This is a genomic window from Polaribacter glomeratus (assembly GCF_002954665.1).
In the GTDB taxonomy this organism is placed as follows: domain Bacteria; phylum Bacteroidota; class Bacteroidia; order Flavobacteriales; family Flavobacteriaceae; genus Polaribacter; species Polaribacter glomeratus.
Window position 1 is genome coordinate 462,761 of sequence record NZ_MSCM01000002.1, and the last position, 18,239, is coordinate 480,999.

11 protein-coding genes and 1 pseudogene are annotated in these 18,239 nt (G+C 30.8%); 7 read left to right on the forward strand and 5 right to left on the reverse strand.

Going from position 1 to position 18,239, the window contains the following annotated elements; genetic code table 11:
* Positions 1-23: 23 nt before the first annotated feature.
* From BTO16_RS12005 to BTO16_RS12025, 5 genes are all read right to left on the reverse strand, one after another.
* Complete coding sequence (locus BTO16_RS12005; RefSeq protein ID WP_105021923.1) at positions 24-1,322, reverse strand: TRAP transporter large permease; 1,299 nt, start codon at positions 1,320-1,322, stop codon at positions 24-26.
* A 4-nt stretch (positions 1,323-1,326) separates the two neighbouring features.
* Entirely contained in the window at positions 1,327-1,797 is a 471-nt protein-coding gene (locus tag BTO16_RS12010; RefSeq protein WP_245892107.1) for a TRAP transporter small permease, read from the reverse strand.
* A complete protein-coding gene (locus BTO16_RS12015) occupies positions 1,797-2,783 on the reverse strand; it encodes a TRAP transporter substrate-binding protein (RefSeq protein WP_105021924.1) in 987 nt (328 codons plus the stop codon). Before BTO16_RS12015 ends, BTO16_RS12010 begins: the two co-directional genes overlap by 1 nt.
* 92 nt (positions 2,784-2,875) lie before the next feature.
* Positions 2,876-4,063, reverse strand: coding sequence for a mannonate dehydratase (uxuA, locus tag BTO16_RS12020; RefSeq protein WP_105021925.1), 1,188 nt, complete (start codon positions 4,061-4,063; stop codon positions 2,876-2,878).
* 12 nt (positions 4,064-4,075) lie between these two features.
* Positions 4,076-4,903: an SDR family oxidoreductase gene (locus BTO16_RS12025; RefSeq protein WP_105021926.1), complete on the reverse strand. Its 828-nt coding sequence runs from the start codon at positions 4,901-4,903 to the stop codon at positions 4,076-4,078.
* 126 nt (positions 4,904-5,029) lie between these two features.
* Here BTO16_RS12025 and BTO16_RS12030 point away from each other — a divergent pair, with 126 nt between their 5' ends.
* From BTO16_RS12030 to BTO16_RS17870, 7 genes and pseudogenes are all read left to right on the forward strand, one after another.
* Entirely contained in the window at positions 5,030-6,109 is a 1,080-nt protein-coding gene (locus BTO16_RS12030; RefSeq protein WP_105021927.1) for a substrate-binding domain-containing protein, read from the forward strand.
* 341 nt (positions 6,110-6,450) lie between these two features.
* The gene (locus BTO16_RS12035; RefSeq protein ID WP_105021928.1) at positions 6,451-7,200 is read left to right on the forward strand and encodes a hypothetical protein; all 750 of its coding nucleotides are present in this window, start codon (positions 6,451-6,453) and stop codon (positions 7,198-7,200) included.
* A 28-nt stretch (positions 7,201-7,228) separates the two neighbouring features.
* Positions 7,229-11,323: a hybrid sensor histidine kinase/response regulator gene (locus tag BTO16_RS12040; protein WP_105021929.1), complete on the forward strand. Its 4,095-nt coding sequence runs from the start codon at positions 7,229-7,231 to the stop codon at positions 11,321-11,323.
* Positions 11,324-11,627: 304 nt separating this feature from the next.
* Complete coding sequence (locus BTO16_RS12045; RefSeq protein WP_105021930.1) at positions 11,628-14,639, forward strand: SusC/RagA family TonB-linked outer membrane protein; 3,012 nt, start codon at positions 11,628-11,630, stop codon at positions 14,637-14,639.
* Between the two features lie 24 nt (positions 14,640-14,663).
* Complete coding sequence (locus tag BTO16_RS12050; RefSeq protein WP_105021931.1) at positions 14,664-16,199, forward strand: RagB/SusD family nutrient uptake outer membrane protein; 1,536 nt, start codon at positions 14,664-14,666, stop codon at positions 16,197-16,199.
* Between the two features lie 277 nt (positions 16,200-16,476).
* Positions 16,477-17,658 carry a glycoside hydrolase family 88 protein gene (locus BTO16_RS12055; RefSeq protein WP_105021932.1) on the forward strand — a complete coding sequence of 394 codons (1,182 nt, stop codon included), beginning with the start codon at positions 16,477-16,479 and terminating at the stop codon, positions 17,656-17,658.
* A gap of 43 nt (positions 17,659-17,701) precedes the next feature.
* A pseudogene (locus BTO16_RS17870) lies at positions 17,702-18,169 on the forward strand (sugar-binding domain-containing protein); the annotation flags it as partial.
* Positions 18,170-18,239: the final 70 nt, after the last annotated feature.

Here is an 18,239-nt window from a genome sequence, read left to right on the forward strand (position 1 = left end):
TCAGATTAAAAAAACCACGTACGTTAAATTAAATCAAATTGTCTTGGTAACCATAACGTTAATTCTGGAAAATAAGTAATCAAAAGCAATATTGCAATCATTGCTAAAAACAAGGGTAGCAAGGGTTTTATTACTTGTTGAATTTTTAAATTAGCAACACTACACCCTACAAAAAGTACAGAGCCAACAGGTGGTGTACAAAGACCAATACATAAATTCATAATCATAACAATTCCGAAATGAATTGGATCCATTCCTAATTCTGTTACAATTGGTAAAAATATAGGTGTAAAAATTAAAACAGCAGGAGTCATATCCATAAAAATACCAACAAACAACAATATTAAATTGATGATTATTAAAATTACAATTGGATTATCGCTTATTGATAAAAGCGTGTTGCTAATTTCTTGCGGAATATTTTCATAACTCATTACCCAAGACATTGCAATAGAAGTAGCTATTAACAACAACACAATTGATGATGTTTTTACGGTTTCTAATAAAATTGGGGAAATGTCTTTCATAGAAATTTCCTTATAAGCAAAACCTAAAACGAGTGTATAAATTACTGCAATTGCAGATGCTTCTGTAGCTGTAAAAATTCCTGCTACAATTCCGCCAATAACCACCACTAAAAGCATTAAACTAGGAAATGCTGCTATAAATCGTTTAAAAAACTCTTTAAACCCAACAACTTTATCTGTCGGATATTTTTTAATAATAGAATAAATCAACGCAACAATCATTAACGCCAAACCCAATAATAAACCAGGCACATAACCGGCAATAAATAAGGCAGCAATAGAAACACCACCACTCGCTAAAGAATACACAATCAACACATTACTTGGCGGAATTATTAAACCCGTGGTTGCACTTGTTATATTTACAGCTGCACTAAAAGATTTGTCATAACCATCTTTTTCCATCATTGGATTCATAAAACCTCCAATTGCGGATGCTGCTGCAACTGCCGACCCAGAAATTGCGCCAAATAACATACACGAAATAATGTTTACAAAAGCCAAACCACCAGGAAGCGGACCTACAATTGCTTTCGCAAAATTAATAAGTCTTACGGCGATTCCTCCTCTGTTCATAATTTGACCAGCGAGTATAAAAAACGGAATTGCAGACAGCGTAAAACTATCCAACGAAGTGGCCATTCTTTGTGCCAATGTTGTTACAGAAGGCAAAAAGGGCATCGCACTTAATAAGGTAAATAATGCAGCTAAACCAATTGCATAAGCAATTGGAACTCTTAATGACAAAAAAATCAAAAAGCTTGTTACTAAAATGAAGACTTCTATTAAATTCATATCTTTAGGCTTTATTCATTTTTCTTTGGTTGATAAATGTGTGCAAACTATAATAACAAATTAACAATCCCGAAAGCGGAACAACCAAGTAAATAAACCCTAAAGGGATTTCTAAAGTTGCTGATGTTTGTCCGAATTGAAAACACAATTGGCACAATCTAAATCCGCCAATAACCATTACTGTAAAAGCAAAAGTGAAGGTTGATAAATAAACAATCCCATCATACAAATTTTGTTTTTTTGCAACTACTTTTTCGGGAATTAAATCAATTGCTAAATGCAAATGTTTGCCAGTTGCATAGGCTGCTCCTAACAAGCCTAACCATATTAATGAGAAGCTAGAAATTTCGTCTGTAATGGTACTTGGTGCCCTTAAAACAAACCTAGAAAATACTTGCCACACAACACTTATCAGCATTAAAAGCAAAACAAAAAGCACTAACCTTTCTAAAATAACATCAATTTTTGCTCTCATTATTGTTTGTTTTTAATTGATTGAATTAACGCTTTCATTTCTTGATCATCCTTAAACATGTCTAAAATTCCTTTTGTTTGTTCTTCAAAAGGTGCTTTATCAGGATAAATTATTTGAACTCCTGCTTTTTTTACCGCTTCTAATGATTCTATTTCAGATGCTCCCCACAATTTTCTTTGTTCAATTGTACTTACTTTTACAGCTTCTTTTAACCAATTTCGTTCTTGCTCGTTCAAGCGATTCCAAGTGTCTGTGCCGATTAATAAAACATCTGGTACCGCTGTATGTTCGTCTAAAGAATAGAATTTACACACTTCATAATGTTTAGAAGTATAAAAACTTGGCGGATTATTTTCTGCGCCATCAACAACCCCTTGTTGCAAAGCGGTATATAATTCTCCCCAAGAAATTGGTGTTGGCGAGCCGCCTAAATCATTAACCATAGCAACGGCCATGTTACTTTTTTGGACTCTAATTTTTTTACCAACTAAGTCTTTTGGAGCGTTAATTGGGTTTTCTTTCATGTAAAAGCTTCTGCTTCCTGCATCATAAAAAGTTAAACCTCGCAATCTAAATTGTTGTCCTTTTAGCAATAAACTTTCACCAATTTCGCTATCAAAAACACTAAAAGTATGTGCTTTGTCTCGAAACATATACGGAATACTAAATACTTTATATTCTGGAATAAAGTTTTCTAAAACTGCAGCAGAAACCTTTGTAATATCTAAACTACCAATTTGTAACAACTCTAAACATTCTCTTTCGCCGCCCAATTGGCTACTTGGATAAATGTTTAATTTTAATTTTCCTTTAGATACTTCTGATAGCTTTTCGCCTAAAATAACCATGGCTTGATGCACAGGATGTTTGGTATCTAAACTATGACCTAATCTTAAAATTTTTGTAGTTTCATCAGATTTACATCCAATAAATACAAGCGAAAAACTTAAAAAAAAGAGTGTTAAAAAAAGCGTGTTTTTTTTCATCCCAAATTGATTTTAAAATATTGTTTCTAAAATTGAAACAGTTTTTTTGGTTACTAATTTTGGTAAATATAGCAAAATACAATCGATTGCAATTACAATGAACCTCTAATTCCTATTTCTAAACCACGTAATTCTGCCAAACCTCGCAAACGTCCTATTCCAGAATACCCCGGATTTGTTTTTTTCTTTAAATCGTCTAACATTTTATGACCGTGATCTGGTCTAAAAGGCATTCTTACATCTTTTCTGCCAGCTACAATTCGTTTTTGTTGTTCTAAAACCAACGCTTTCATTACAGCAAACATATCCACATCGCCCTCTAAATGATCTGCTTCATGAAAATTGCCAACAGCATCTCGTTTAGTAGCGCGTAAATGAATAAAATGAATTCTATCGCCCAAGCGTTCAACCATTCCTGCTAAATCATTATCAACTCTAACCCCAAAAGAACCTGTGCAAAAAGTTAAACCATTATTTGGCGATTTTACTGCATCATATAAATCTACAATATCTTGTTCTGTAGAGACTACTCTTGGTAAACCTAAAATTGGAAAAGGAGGATCATCTGGATGAATACACATTAAAACACCTGCTTTTTCTGCTGATGGAATAATTTCTGATAAAAAAGAAAACAAGTTTGCTTTCAACTCTTTTGGACCAACATTTTTATACGTTGCTAAAATTGCATTGAATTCTTTTAAAGAATAGCCTTCTTCTGCACCTGGTAAACCTGCAATAATATTTCTAATTAGTTTTTTTTGTTCTTCTTCGGATGAATTTTTAAGAAACTCGGCCGCTTTTTGTTTTTGACTATCAGAATACTCATTTTCTGCTCCTGGCCTTTTTAATAAATACAATTCAAAAGCAGCAAAAGCAGCAGCTTCGAAACGCAAAGCAGTAGATTTATCAGCAACTTCGTACTCTAAGTTTGTTCTTGTCCAATCTAAAACTGGCATAAAATTATAACATACAATATCGATTCCGCATGCGCCTAAATTCAGTAAAGTTTGCTTATAATTTTCGTAATACCTTTTATAATCGCCAGATTTCGTTTTAATATTTTCATGAATTGGCACAGATTCTACTACAGACCAAGTTAAGCCAGCGCTTTCTATGATATCCTTTCTTTTATTGATTTCTTCAACCGTCCAAACTTCTCCATTTTTAATATGATGTAACGCAGAAACGACGCCCGTTGCTCCAGATTGTTTAACATCTAACAAAGAAACTGGATCATTTGGTCCATACCAACGCCAAGTTTGTTCTAATCTTTCTTTCATATTTATTGTTTTTTAAACTCCACTATATGCTGCGAATCCACCATCAATTGGTATTACTACACCTGTTACAAATTTTGCGCCATCACCACATAAAAACAAGGTAGTTCCTACTAAGTCTTCTGCTTTCCCATAACGTCCCATTGGCGTTTGATCTATAATTTGTTGTCCTCTTTGTGTTAAACTTCCGTCTGCGTTTGTTAATAAACTTCTGTTTTGATCTGTTAAGAAAAAACCAGGAGCTAATGCGTTTACACGAATTCCTACTTTAGAAAAGTGAACGGCTAACCATTGTGTAAAGTTCGATACAGCTGCTTTTGCACCACTATACGCCGGTATTTTTGTTAATGGCGTAAATGCATTCATTGACGAAATATTTAAAATATTACATCCTTCTCTGCCAACCATATCCGTTGCAAAAACTTGCGTTGGTAATAAGGTTCCTATAAAATTTAAGTTGAATGTAAATTGAATTCCGTTAACATCTAAATCAAAAAAAGTTTTAAAACCCTCTGTTTTATTCGCTAAATCTGCAGCTTCTAAATACGGATTGGAAGTGGTACCTAAAGGATGGTTTCCACCTGCGCCATTCACTAAAATATCAACCTTACCAAAAGCATCATTTATTACTTTTTTTGCTGCGAGTAAAGAATCTTTTTCTAACACATTTGCAGCAACACCAATTGCTTGCCCACCTGCTTTATTAATTTCGTCTGCAACTTTATCTGCCGCATCTTTTCTTAAATCTAAAACAGCAACTTTGTTGCCTTGTTTTGCAAATGCCATGGCTAAAGTGCTACATAAAACGCCTCCTGCTCCTGTTAATACGATTGTTTTATTCATAATTATGATACCTATTTTATTAATTTCGTGTACGCAAACGTAAATATATAAATAAAAATAGTGTACGCACACTATTTTTATTTATTTTTATTGCTTTATTATTTTCGAGTAAATTAAATAAATAACATGTTAAGAATAAAAGATATTGCCTTAGAAGCAAATGTATCTGAAGGAACGGTTGATAGAGTGCTGCATAACAGAGGCGGTGTTTCGAAAAAAACGGAAGAAAAAATCAAGAAAATTTTACAAGAAAGAAATTTTATTCAAAATCCTGTTGCTAGTGCTTTGGCGATGCAGACTAATTTTAGCATTGGCGTTTTAATCCCTGAATTTACAGACGAAGATATATTTTGGAAATCTCCATATTATGGAATTTTAAAAGCAAGCAATGAGGTTAAAAATACAGGTATCCGTGTAGATTACTACTCGTTTAATCAATCTGAACCTAGTTCTTACATAGCTGCTTTTACTAAATTAATTGCTACAAAACCAAGCGCTGTTTTGTTAGTTCCTTTTTTTATTGAGAAAACAAAAAAAATACTACATCAATTAAAAGCATTAAACATAGAATGTTATTTTTTAAACATAGAACCTTTAGGTTTTGACGATGTTCGTTTTATTGGTCAAGATGCTTATAACGCTGGGTTTATAGCTGGTAAATTAATGAATTTAAGCATTCCAGAAAACACATCAACCTTAATAATTAAAACTAAAAATCAAGTAAAAAACCAAACAATTTCTTCTAGAATTAAAGGTTACGAAAATTATTTTATAGAAAATAAATTAAAGAATACCGTTACAAAATTAACCATAGATAATTTTACGGACCTAAGTTCTAATAGAAAAATAATTGAAGCTTTTTTAGAAAAAAACAAGACAATAAAAGGTGTTTTTGTGCCATCAAGTAGAATATCGCAAATTGTAGCATGTTTATCCGAAGAACATTTAAAAAATTTAAAATTGATTGGTTTTGATAATATTGAAAAAAATATTGAACTTCTAAAAGACGATTCTGTTGCCTTTTTAATTTCTCAAAAACCCTTTGAGCAAGGCTACGAAGCCATTCGTTTAATTGCAGATCAACTAAAGTATAAAAAAAAAATAGCTACAAAAATTTACCTTCCTATTGATATTCTCATAAAAGAAAATGTAATTTATCATGATTTAAATCAAAAGTTATTTGAGAACGAAAACTATCCTAAATAGCATAAACTAGACGATAATGCACCTATTTTGAACTATAAACACCTTCTTTATTTCTATTTTTACAAAGCATACATATTATAAATAAAAATTTATCGATTATGGATTACAAAAAATAAATTCTTTTTATTGTTCTAATTTTTAAATCTCTTCAGCTTATTATATGCTCAAGAAGTTGCGAAAATTATTTCTGATAAAGAAACTATCAGAAAAAATTATTTGCCAGATTTCAGCTACGCTGGATATCAATTTGGGAAATAAAATTCTTTCCTCATATAAATATCAATAAAAAAGGCATCAAAAAATAAGTATATTTATAGCTATTGAAAAATTAATAAAAACGCATGAAAAAATTAGTATTCCTTCTTGTTTTTACTTGTTTACTTTATAATTGTACAAAAAAAGATTCTAAAGTTCAGCTTCAAAAAGAGCTATGGAATCTCGAAAAAAGAGAACAATTTTTAGAAAATAGAAATGATTCTACAACTTGGGATACAGAAATGCTTAAAAATGACAAGCAATTTATAGGAATTGCAGACTTTGGTCCTTTTGAGTTTGGTGCTTTTCCGGTTTCTGATTACGATCTAATTGGCAAAGAAAGTTTTAAAGGTTTAGGAAGTATTAGCGAAGAGTTTGAATTAGGAAACAAGCAAATTTTAATGAATAGCTTTTCTGTAGGGAATAACGAATTGAATAAAAACAGGTTAAAAGAATTAAAAGATGCCGTTTTTTTTCACCTAATTATTTTAACCGACACCATCGATACTGTAAATTATAATTTAAATCAAAGAACGCCTGTTTCTAGAAATCATCCAGATTATTTAGGACAAGGATTTATTAAAACCAAAAATAATCGAATAGATTATGTTGCGTTTCAAACAGCAGAAAATGCTGCGTATGCAATTATTAATACAAGGCTTTTTGATTTAAATTTTGGAAAAACAATTTTAATTGCTCCTCAAAAAGATAAATCGTTACGGTCATTTCAAGTTAAAAGCCCTACCATCTCATCAGACTCAATTATCGATTACACCAAAAAATTACTAAACAAACAAAAAGTAGTTGAGTTCTTTGGTAAAAAAGAAAACATATAGGCAACTTCTAAAAGAATTTTAATCATTTATGAACATAAAATATCGCTTTCTTTACTTCCTTTTTTTAATAAATTGTTTCTTATGTTTTTCGCAAACAGAAGAAATTCAATTTAATCATATTTCTACTTCCGAAGGATTGTCACAAAGTTCTGTAATTGCAATCCATCAAGATAAACTGGGACAAATGTGGTTTGGCACAAGAGATGGTTTAAATAAATATGATGGTAATACATTTACAATTTATAGAAATATTTCTGATGATAAAACCTCTATAAGTAACAATGATATTTTATCCATTTTAGAAGATAAAGAAGGTTTTATTTGGATTGGAACCTATAATGGATTAAACAAATACGATCCTAAAAAAAACACTTTTACCAACTATTTTCACAACAATAATAGCAACTCTTTAAGTAACAATACTATCTGGACGCTTAAAGAAATGTCTAATAACGAAATATGGATTGGTACTGCTGACGGACTTTCTATTTATAGCAAAACAACAGATTCATTTACAAATATTTTTAACAAAACAAACAATGAACAAAGTCTTGTTGGTGACCATATTTTATCGATTTTAGAAACTAAAAATAAAGATATTTATATAGGCACAACAACAGGTTTAAGTCATTTAATTAAGAGAACAAATAGCGAATTTACTTTTAATAATTTTGCAAATTTTAAGAATAATAAGAATCCTATTTATGTTCAAGATTTACTAGAAGACCGTAAAAGTAACTTACTCATTGCATCAAAAAATGAAGGATTGTTGTATTTAAATAAGTCTAAAAACAGCATAGAATATCATTTATCAGAAGTACATCAAAAAAAAGTTTCTAATGATATTAGACGAATTGTTTTTGATGATAAAAACCAACTTTGGATTGGTACTTACAACGGATTACACATTCTAAAAAACAGTAAAGATATACTCGATTTAAAAAATGAAGTAAACAACTCTAAAAGCATTAGTAAAAACAGTATTAAATCAATCTTAAAAGATAAAAAAGGTTCAATTTGGGTTGGTACTTATTATGGAGGTTTAAATATTTGGGATACTGCAAATGTTAATTTTATCAATTTTTCTGAAAACAATAACTCTAAAAAAATTAATTACAACGTTATTAGTTCTATCGAAAATTATAAAAATCTTTTGTTTTTGGGAACAGAAGGAAAAGGAATAAATATTTTTGATACCAAAACAAATAATGTAAAATATTTAGATAAAAACAATAATTCTCTACTTTTAGATGATAACATAAAATCTCTTTTTGTTGATAAAAACAAACTTTGGGTTGGTACTTTTAATAGCGGAATTGCAATTTATGATTTAGAAAAAAATACTTTTCAACAGGATAAAGAGACCAAAGAAATTCGTGAATTCTTGAGTAAAATAGGCGTTTATTCGATAAAAAAAGAGGGCAATAAAAATTATTGGTTTGGTACTTTTGGACTAGGAGTTGTAAAATACAATTCTGAAAACAAGTCGATTACTGTTTTTAAAAATAATATTGCAGACAACAATTCATTATCTAATAATTTGGTAAGATCTATTACCATCGATTCTAAAAATAATGTTTGGGCAAGTACACAAAGAGGTTTAAATAAAATAACAAGTACTCATAAAGTGCAGCGTTATTTTTATGACAGCAATGTGCAATCTGGAGATGATATTGCCGCAATTTTTGAGGATAAAAATAATACTATCTGGATTGGTACAAAAGCAAAAGGGTTGTTTAAATTAGAAGGAGAAAAATTTATAAAAGTCCAACTTTTTGGTAAAACAAGAAACATATCTAACGTTCATAGTGTTTTAGAGGATGACAAAAACAACCTTTGGATTAGCACAAACGAAGGACTTATTCGATACAATATTAAAACTCAAAAAACGAGCATCTACAATCAAAAAGATGGTTTAATTGGTAATGAGTTTAATGATAATTCTAGTTTAAAAATTGGTGATTCTCAGTTTTATTTTGGTGGTCCAGATGGCATTACTGCCTTTAATACTGCCAATTTTACTACAAATTCTTATGCACCACAAGTTATAATTACAGACTTTAAAATAAAAAATAAATCTGTAAGAGCCAAAGACAATTCTAATGTTTTAGAAAACACAATTAGCTTTACAAACGATATTTCACTTACGTATGAAGAAGGTAATTTTTCCATTCAATTTGCGATTCCTAATTATATAAACTCTAAAAACAACTCGTATCAATATCGATTAAAAGGTTTAGAAAAAGAGTGGATTTTTACCAGAGAAAATTCTGCTTCGTACACAATTCAAAATCCTGGAAATTACACTTTTGAAATAAAAGGAGCAAATAATGATGGTGTTTGGAATCTAAAACCAACAACTTTAATGATAACTGTAAACGCAGCACCTTGGCGCAGTTGGTGGGCTTTTTTATTGTACACACTTCTAATTGCAACTGCGCTTTATTTTTTATTTTCTATACAAAAATCTAAAACACGTTTAAAACATGCCTTAGATTTAGAACAGTTAGAAAACGAAAAAATTGAAGAAAACAACAAAGCAAAACTAGAATTTTTTACCAATATTTCTCATGAATTTAGAACACCTTTAACGCTTATTTTAGGACCCTTACAAAATATTTTATCAGATTATAAAGGCAGCAGTAAGATGTATAAAAAATTGTTGGTGGTAGAAAATAGTGCCAAACATTTATTGCAATTAATTAATAGATTGATGGATTTTAGAAAGCTAGAAAACAATCTTTTTAAACTAGAGGCTGCAGAAGGTAATATTGTAAAATTTTTAAAAGAAATCTTTTTATCGTTTACAGAATATGCAAAAGATGGTGATTACGATTTTAATTTTCATACCACAGAAGATGTTATTCTAGTTTATTATGATCGTTATAAATTAGAACGCGTTTTTTATAACTTAATTTCTAACGCATTTAGATATACACCAAAAAACGGCGCAATAAACATCAGAATAAAAGAAGAAAACAACACTATTATAATTTCTGTAGAAGATACTGGCGTTGGAATTTCTTTAGAAAATCATGAAAAAATATTTGATCGCTTTTTTGAAGTAACTGCAAATAACAAACCAGATACTAACTATAATAAAGGAACAGGAATTGGTTTATCAATTGCAAAAAACATTGTAAATCTTCATAAAGGAACCTTAAAAGTTGAAAATAATAAAAATAATACGGGCTCTATTTTTAAGGTAACGCTACCATCTGGAAAAGATCATTTAAATGAAGATGAAATTATAAAAGACTTTAAATTTAGCGATGATGTTTCTCAATATGTAACTCAATTAAATGAGCCTATAATTATTTTAGAAGATGAGTTAACCGATAAAATAAATGATACAGAAAAAGATACGATACTCTTAGTTGAAGACAACAAACCACTGCGTAAATTTATGAAAGGTTTATTAAAAGAAGACTACAATATTCTAGAAGCCGAAAACGGTAAAATCGCTCTAAAAATAGCCATAAAACATTCTCCAAATTTAATTGTTAGTGATGTTGTAATGCCAATTATGGTGGGTACAGAATTGTGTTCAGAAATTAAGAGCAATATAAAAACAAGCCACATTCCTATTATTTTATTAACTTCTAGATCGTCGTTAATTTACAAACTTGAGGGTTTAGAAAGTGGTGCAGACGATTATATAAGTAAACCTTTTAATGTTGATGAATTTAAAATAAGAATTAAAAATCTACTAGAAACTACTAATAGATTAAAAGAAAAATTTTCTAGCAATGATTTATTAGCACAAAGCGAAGTTGTTATTTCTTCTTTAGATGAAAAACTATACAAAAGATCTTTAGAAATTGTAGAAGCAAACATCTCTAATGAAGATTTTGATATTCCTTATTTCTGCTCAGAATTAGGGCTTAGTAGAACCATGTTATTTATAAAAATTAAAGCTTGGACAAATTTTACACCAAACGATTTTATTCAACATTTAAGAATAAAGCGAGCAGCGCAATTATTAGAACAAGGAAAAATAAATATTTCTGAAATAAGTTATAAGGTTGGTTTTAAAAACCCAAAATATTTTAGCAAATGCTTCTCAAAAAAATATAACGAAACACCTTCTCAGTATTCAAATAGATTTTCTGACACTAATTAGTGTGTTTTTTTTACCTTAAAACCCCACATATACTTGAGTTTGGATAATTTTACACCCTTTCAGGATTTCAAATTCAAGTAGTTACTATACTTTTAAAACATGAAAAGCGATCCAAAAAGAATCTTTACTCAAATTATTTTAGCTTCAATAATTATGGTTTTGATTCTTACAATGGTTTACTTTTTTTAATAAAAAAACATTTATGATTGTTAAAATAATATAGATATGGAAGACTGTAGATATATGAATGTTTAGCAGACCTGTTTGGATAGTATGTAATTAAATCAATTAAAAACTAAATTTTATGTCACAAAACAACTCAATTAAAAAAATTAGCACCTGCTTATTTCTGCTGGCGTCGCTTTTTGCTTTTTCTCAGCAAAAAGTAACAGGTAAGGTAACAGACGGCAACAGTAAATTTGGATTACCAACCGTAACCATTCAAGTTAAAGGAACCTCAAACGGTACAACATCAGATTTTGATGGTAACTATACAATTACAGTCTCTAATGCTGATGCTATTTTAGTTTTTAGTTATTTAGGATATGCTTCGCAAGAAGTAAAAATAAATAAAAGAAGCATCATTAATATTTCTTTAGCTGAAAATGAAAATCTTTTAAATGAAATTGTAGTAGTTGGTTATGGATCTGTTAAAAAGAGCGACATTACAGGTGCTGTTTCTTCTGTAAAATCTGAAGAATTAAATGCATTTCCTGTTTTAGATGCCGCTCAAGCTCTGCAAGGAAGAGCTGCAGGTGTTTCTGTACAGTCTAATAATGGTGGAGAACCTGGTACACCAATTTCGGTAAAAATTCGTGGAAACACTTCTATTGGCGCAAGTAGTTCTGCTCTTATTGTTGTAGATGGTTTTGTAGGCGCAAACATGCCACAAGCAAATGACATCGAATCTTTAGAAGTTTTAAAAGATGCTTCTGCTACTGCAATATATGGTTCTAGAGGTTCTAACGGAGTTATTTTAGTTACCACTAAAAAAGGTAAAAAAGGCCGTTTGTCTGTAGAGTTAAATAGCACATATTCTGCACAAACAACCTCAGAAAGATTAGATTTGTTAAATGCAGATCAATTTGGCGATTATCAAACAGCAATCAATCCTGCTTATGTAAGAGGAACTGCAAATACAGATTGGCAAGACTTAATCTACAAAACGGGTAGTACTGCAAATCATCAACTTTCTTTTTCAGGAGGAACAGATAAAGTAAATTTTTACGCTTCTGGAACTTATTTTGATCAAGATGGTGTTGTTTTAAATTCTGGTTTTAATAGAACTTCTTTTTTATCAAATATAGATGCACAAATAACAGATAAATTAAAATTAGGTTTTAATGCTTTTGGAAGCAGAAGTGAAAAACAAGGAATTTCTACACAAGCAGATACTGGTGGTCGTGGATCAGGTGATGTTGTTTCTATCGCCTTCAGATTTTCGCCAGATTTAGGCCTTTTTAATGCTAATGGATCAAATTCAGTCGATTTTCTTAGAGACGGAATAGACAATCCTGTTGCTGTAGCTAAAGAAAGTATAGATGAAACTAAAACAGATAATTACAGAGCAAATTTCTATGCAAATTATGATCTACTAGAAAATCTTACTTTTAAAACTACTTTTGGTTTTAGTACTATTAATGAAACAAGAGGAACTTATAAACCATCAACCTTAGAGCTTACTGCTGGTCAACAAGGCGGAATTGGTGCAATAGCAAATGCAAGAATGACCAATGTTTTAAGTGAAAATTATTTGACTTACACAAAAGATCTTGATAAAAGTAAATTAACATTATTAGCTGGGTATTCCTATCAGAAAAACACCACAGAAAGATCTTCTGCAGGTGCACAAGGATTTACTTCGGATAGCTTTTCTTACTATAATTTAGGCGGTGGTGCAACTCCATTACCACCAGCATCCTCATTAACAGAAACAGAAATTTTATCTCAATTTGGTAGATTAAATTATGACTATAATGATAAGTACTTATTAACACTTACTGCAAGACGAGACGGCGCGTCTAACTTTGCTGCAAATGAAAAGTATGCATTTTTTCCTTCTGGCGCTTTTGGATGGAAAGTATCTAACGAAGAATTTATAAAAAATATTGAACAAATTTCTAACTTAAAGTTAAGAGTAAGTTATGGTGTTACAGGAAATCCTTCTATTTCTCCTTACCAATCTTTAGCCAGTTTTAATAATATTTATGCAGCTGTTGGCGGGCAAACTGTAAATGCAGTTGTACCAAACCAAAGTGCAAATCCAACTTTAAAATGGGAGTCTTCTTACCAATCAAATTTTGGTATCGATTTAGGTTTATTCAATAGTAAAATATCGCTTTCTCTAGATTATTATAATATCGATACTAAAGATGTTATTCTAGGAGATACTGGTCAGCCAGAATATTTTGGATTCTTAAACAACCAAAGTTTAAAAAATATTGGTGAAATAAATAATAAAGGATTAGAGATTTCTTTATCAACAAAAAATATTAGTACTGATAATTTTAGTTGGAAAACAGATTTTAACTGGTCTAAAAACAGAAATAAAATGGTAACCTTAATTGGTGGCGAAGATGTATTTTTAAACGCTGCTCCTGGTCATTTTTTAAGAGACGAGACTCATCTATTAAGAGAAGGTGAAGCTGTTGGTGTGTTCTGGGGTTATGATTATCAAGGCGTTTATCAAGGCGGCGCATTGCCAACTGGCACAGGAACTTTAACTGCAAATGCTGCTCCTGGTGATGAATTATTTACAGATATTGATGGTGACGGTAAAATTACATCGTCTGATGACAGAAAAATAATAGGAGATCCTAACCAAGATTGGACAATGGGTATCACCAATACGTTTACCTATAAAAATATTGATTTAAATATCTTTTTTCAAGGTGCTTACGGTGGCGACATTATGAGTCTTACACATTTAGAGCTAGCAAACGGAAACTCTAACTCAACTACAGAAGTTTTAAATGCTTGGACTCCTAGCAACACAAACACAAATGTGCCTTCTGCAAAAGTTAGAGCAAATGATATTTCTTCTCGTTTTGTATATGATGGAAGTTATATTAGACTAAAAAACATTGCTTTGGGTTATACTTTGCCTTCAGATATTACAAAAAAACTAGGAATGGATAATGTTAGGCTCTCTGTAAGTGGGCAAAATTTATTAACTTTTACAGACTATCCTGGTTTAGATCCAGAAGTAAGTTACAAAGCTTCAGGAAGCCAAAACAGCAACGTAAACCAAGGTTTTGATTATGGTAATTATCCAAATATCCAATCTGTAAGCTTTAGTTTGAACTTAAAATTTTAATCAATAATTTAAAAAACATATCATATGAAAACATATAAATATTTATTCTTATTGATAGGATTGTCAATAATAGGATGTTCAAACCTAGAAGAAGAACCTGTTGGGTTATTAGCTCCTGAAGGCTTCTTTAAATCTACAAAAGATATACAAACAGCGGTAAATGGTGCTTATGGTCATTTAACACACGAAAATTGGTGGGGCAGAAAAGGTTCTTTACCAATTATGCTTCGAAGTGATATGGTAGCAATTGGCGACCCAAATACAGCGCAAAGAAGAAGAGATCACGACACATTTGAAGTGGCAGATGATAACGGAATGATTACTGAATCTTGGCCAAGAAGCTACCAGGTTATTGCTGCTGCAAACCAAGCTATTGCAGGTGCAGCATCTGTAAATGTAGCAGACGACATTAAAAATAAAATTACTGCACAGGCTTATTTTATTAGAGCTTTTACCTATTTTCAATTAGTACGATTATATGGAGACATTCCTTATTTAGACAAACCAGTAACAAATGCAGAAGAAGCTGGATCTATATCTAAGACAGCAACCGCAGACGTTTACACTAATATTATTGCAGATTTAGTATTTGCAAAAACCTGGTTGCCAGATGTGCAACCAGTAAGATCTATGCCTTCTAAAGCAAGCGCACAATCTTATTTAGCTTTGGTATATTTAACAATGGGTCAATTTGATAATGCTAATTTTAACAAAGCATATTTAGAAGCTAAAGAAGTTATTCAAAATGAAGGAAAGTATCAATTGGCTTTAGAACCAGATTTTCAAAATTTATTTAATGCTGATAAAGTTGACGCTTCTAAAGAGCCATTATTTGTACTAGATTATAATGCTTTTGGAGACGGAGATTACGGTAGAGATTTCCAACCTGCTTTAACTGGTATTAGAAATGACGAAAGAAATAGCACTGGTGGTGGCTGGTCTGTTGCAGTTCCTACGTTAGCTGTTTATAATAGTTGGAATAATTTAGACTACAGAAAAGCGGTTAGTTTTGATGATACTATGTTGTATCGTGGTGCAGTTGTTCCTTATACTGATTTTTTAGGGAAACACCCATCAATTGTTGCAAGACCTCATATTGCTAAATACACACGTCATATAGGTTTAAGTCTTGATGGAAACGGTAGAAAGTCTAGTATTAATTATGCCATGATGCGCTATGCAGAAGTGTTGCTTATTGCTGCAGAAGCATTAAACGAAACGTCTCCAGGATCATCCGAAGCAAATGGATATGTAAACAGAGTTAGAGCGAGAGCAAGAAGCGGAAATGGTTCAAGTTTTCCTGCGGATGTTTCTGGTTTAAGTCAAAGTGATTTTAGAACAATGGTTTTAGAAGATCGTAAATGGGAATTTGCATTTGAATTTATAAGATGGTTTGATATTACAAGAAGAAAAATGGGAGATGCTCCATACAACGTTTTTGGTGCAGGTGGTTTAGAGCAAAGACCTAACTTTAATTCGGCAAGAGATTATTTATTACCAATACCAGGAGATGAGTTACAGAGAAACCCTAACTTAATGCCTAATAATTCTGGCTACTAAAACCCATAGATTATACTATTAAATTCAAAGTATTGGGTTTGCAATTTTACTTTTTAAGTTGTAAACCCAGTACTATTTACATTAAAAGTAAAACGTTACAAGTATCAAAAAAAAAGAACTTAAAGACTTATATAGAAACAAAGAAATTTGTTCTTGATGTTAAAAAATAGTGTTTAAAATTCTAATTTTAAATATTAAAACCTAATTGATAAAAGACTTGACCCTTTTTACCACTGTTTTATTAGTGTATGCTAATAACATATTTGACCTAAAAATTATGACTCAAAAATTAATCTACTACTTACTAATCCTTTTTTCTTTTAGCTTTTTCTTATCTTGTAATAAGCAAGAAAAAACATACGACGCTAAAAGTAATTTAGAAAGTAGATATACTAAGCTTTTAAATTACAAACCAGATTCTTTGGGTTTTCCAAGAAGCTTTTCAATACTTAAAAAAGAAATAAACAAAGTCCCTTCAAAAGACTGGACTAGCGGTTTTTACGCAGGAAATCTTTGGCAGATTTACGAATTAACAAACAACCCAGATTATAAAGAATTAGCAAAAAAATGGACTGCTTTTATCGAAAAAGAAAAGTATAATGATAAAACACATGACATGGGTTTTAAAGTCTTTTCTAGCTTTGGCCAAGGTTTAAAACAAGACCAAAATAATCAAGAGTATAAAGATATTATTGTTAAAAGCGCACAAACGTTAAGTTCTCGCTATAACGATACTGTGGGTAGCATTCGTTCTTGGGATTTTAACAAAAAAAAATGGAGTTTTCCTGTAATCATAGATAATATGATGAATTTAGAATTGCTTTTTGAAGCTACAAAAATTTCTGAAGACAGTTTGTTTCATAAAATTGCAGTAAAACACGCAAATACTACCTTAAAAAACCATTTTAGAAAAGACAATAGCTGCTTTCATGTACTAGATTACAATCCAGAAAACGGTGCAATTAGAATGAAAGTTACACACCAAGGTTTTAGTGACGACTCTGCGTGGTCTCGTGGACAAAGTTGGGCAATTTATGGCTTTACAATGGCTTACAGATATACAAAAGATGAAAAATATTTAAACCAAGCAAAAGCTACTGCTGCGTTCTTCTTAAATCATAAAAACTTACCAGAAGATGGTATCCCGTATTGGGATTTTGATGCTCCAAATATTCCTAATGAACCAAGAGACGTTTCTGCTGGGGCAATTGTAGCTTCTGCTTTAATAGAACTTTACACATACACAAAAGATGAAACTTATATTAATTACAGTAAAAAATTTCTAAAAAACGTACAAACATCTAATTACATTTTATCTTCGGATATAGAAGCACCTTTTATACTAAATCACAGTTCTGGAGATTGGTCTAAAAGATCAGAAATGGACGAACCAATCGTATATGGAGATTACTATTTTTTAGAAACTTTAATTCGTTTAAAAAGTCAAGAAAAAAAATAGCATGAAATTTACACGTTTAAATCAATCAACTCTATCAAACTTTATGCTTTTTTTTAGTTTGATTTTTTTCTTCTTTTCCTGCAATTCTAATTTGGAATCTTCATCGACTATAGAACGAACAAAAACAAACATTAACCAAAATTGGTGGTATTTAGAAAATGATACAGAAAGTATTTCTGATGCACTAAGTGCACAAAATTGGCAAACAATAAATTTACCTCATTCTTGGAATAGTTTAGATGCAACAGATTTAGAACCAGGATATAGAAGAAGCGGCAGCTGGTATAAAAAAACAATTGATGTTTCTCTAAATTCAAATACTATTTACGAACTGTATTTTGAAGGTGTAAATATTACCTCAGAAATTTATGTAAACAACACTAAAGTTGGCACTCATATTGGCGGTTATATTGGTTTTACAATTGATATTTCTAAAGCTCTTAAAACGGGACAAAACGAAATTATTGTAAGAGTAGATAATAGTTACGATCCAGAAATTATTCCATCACAAAAATCTGACTTTTTTATTTATGGCGGAATCACAAGAGATGTTTGGTTGCAAACGATACCTAAAACACACT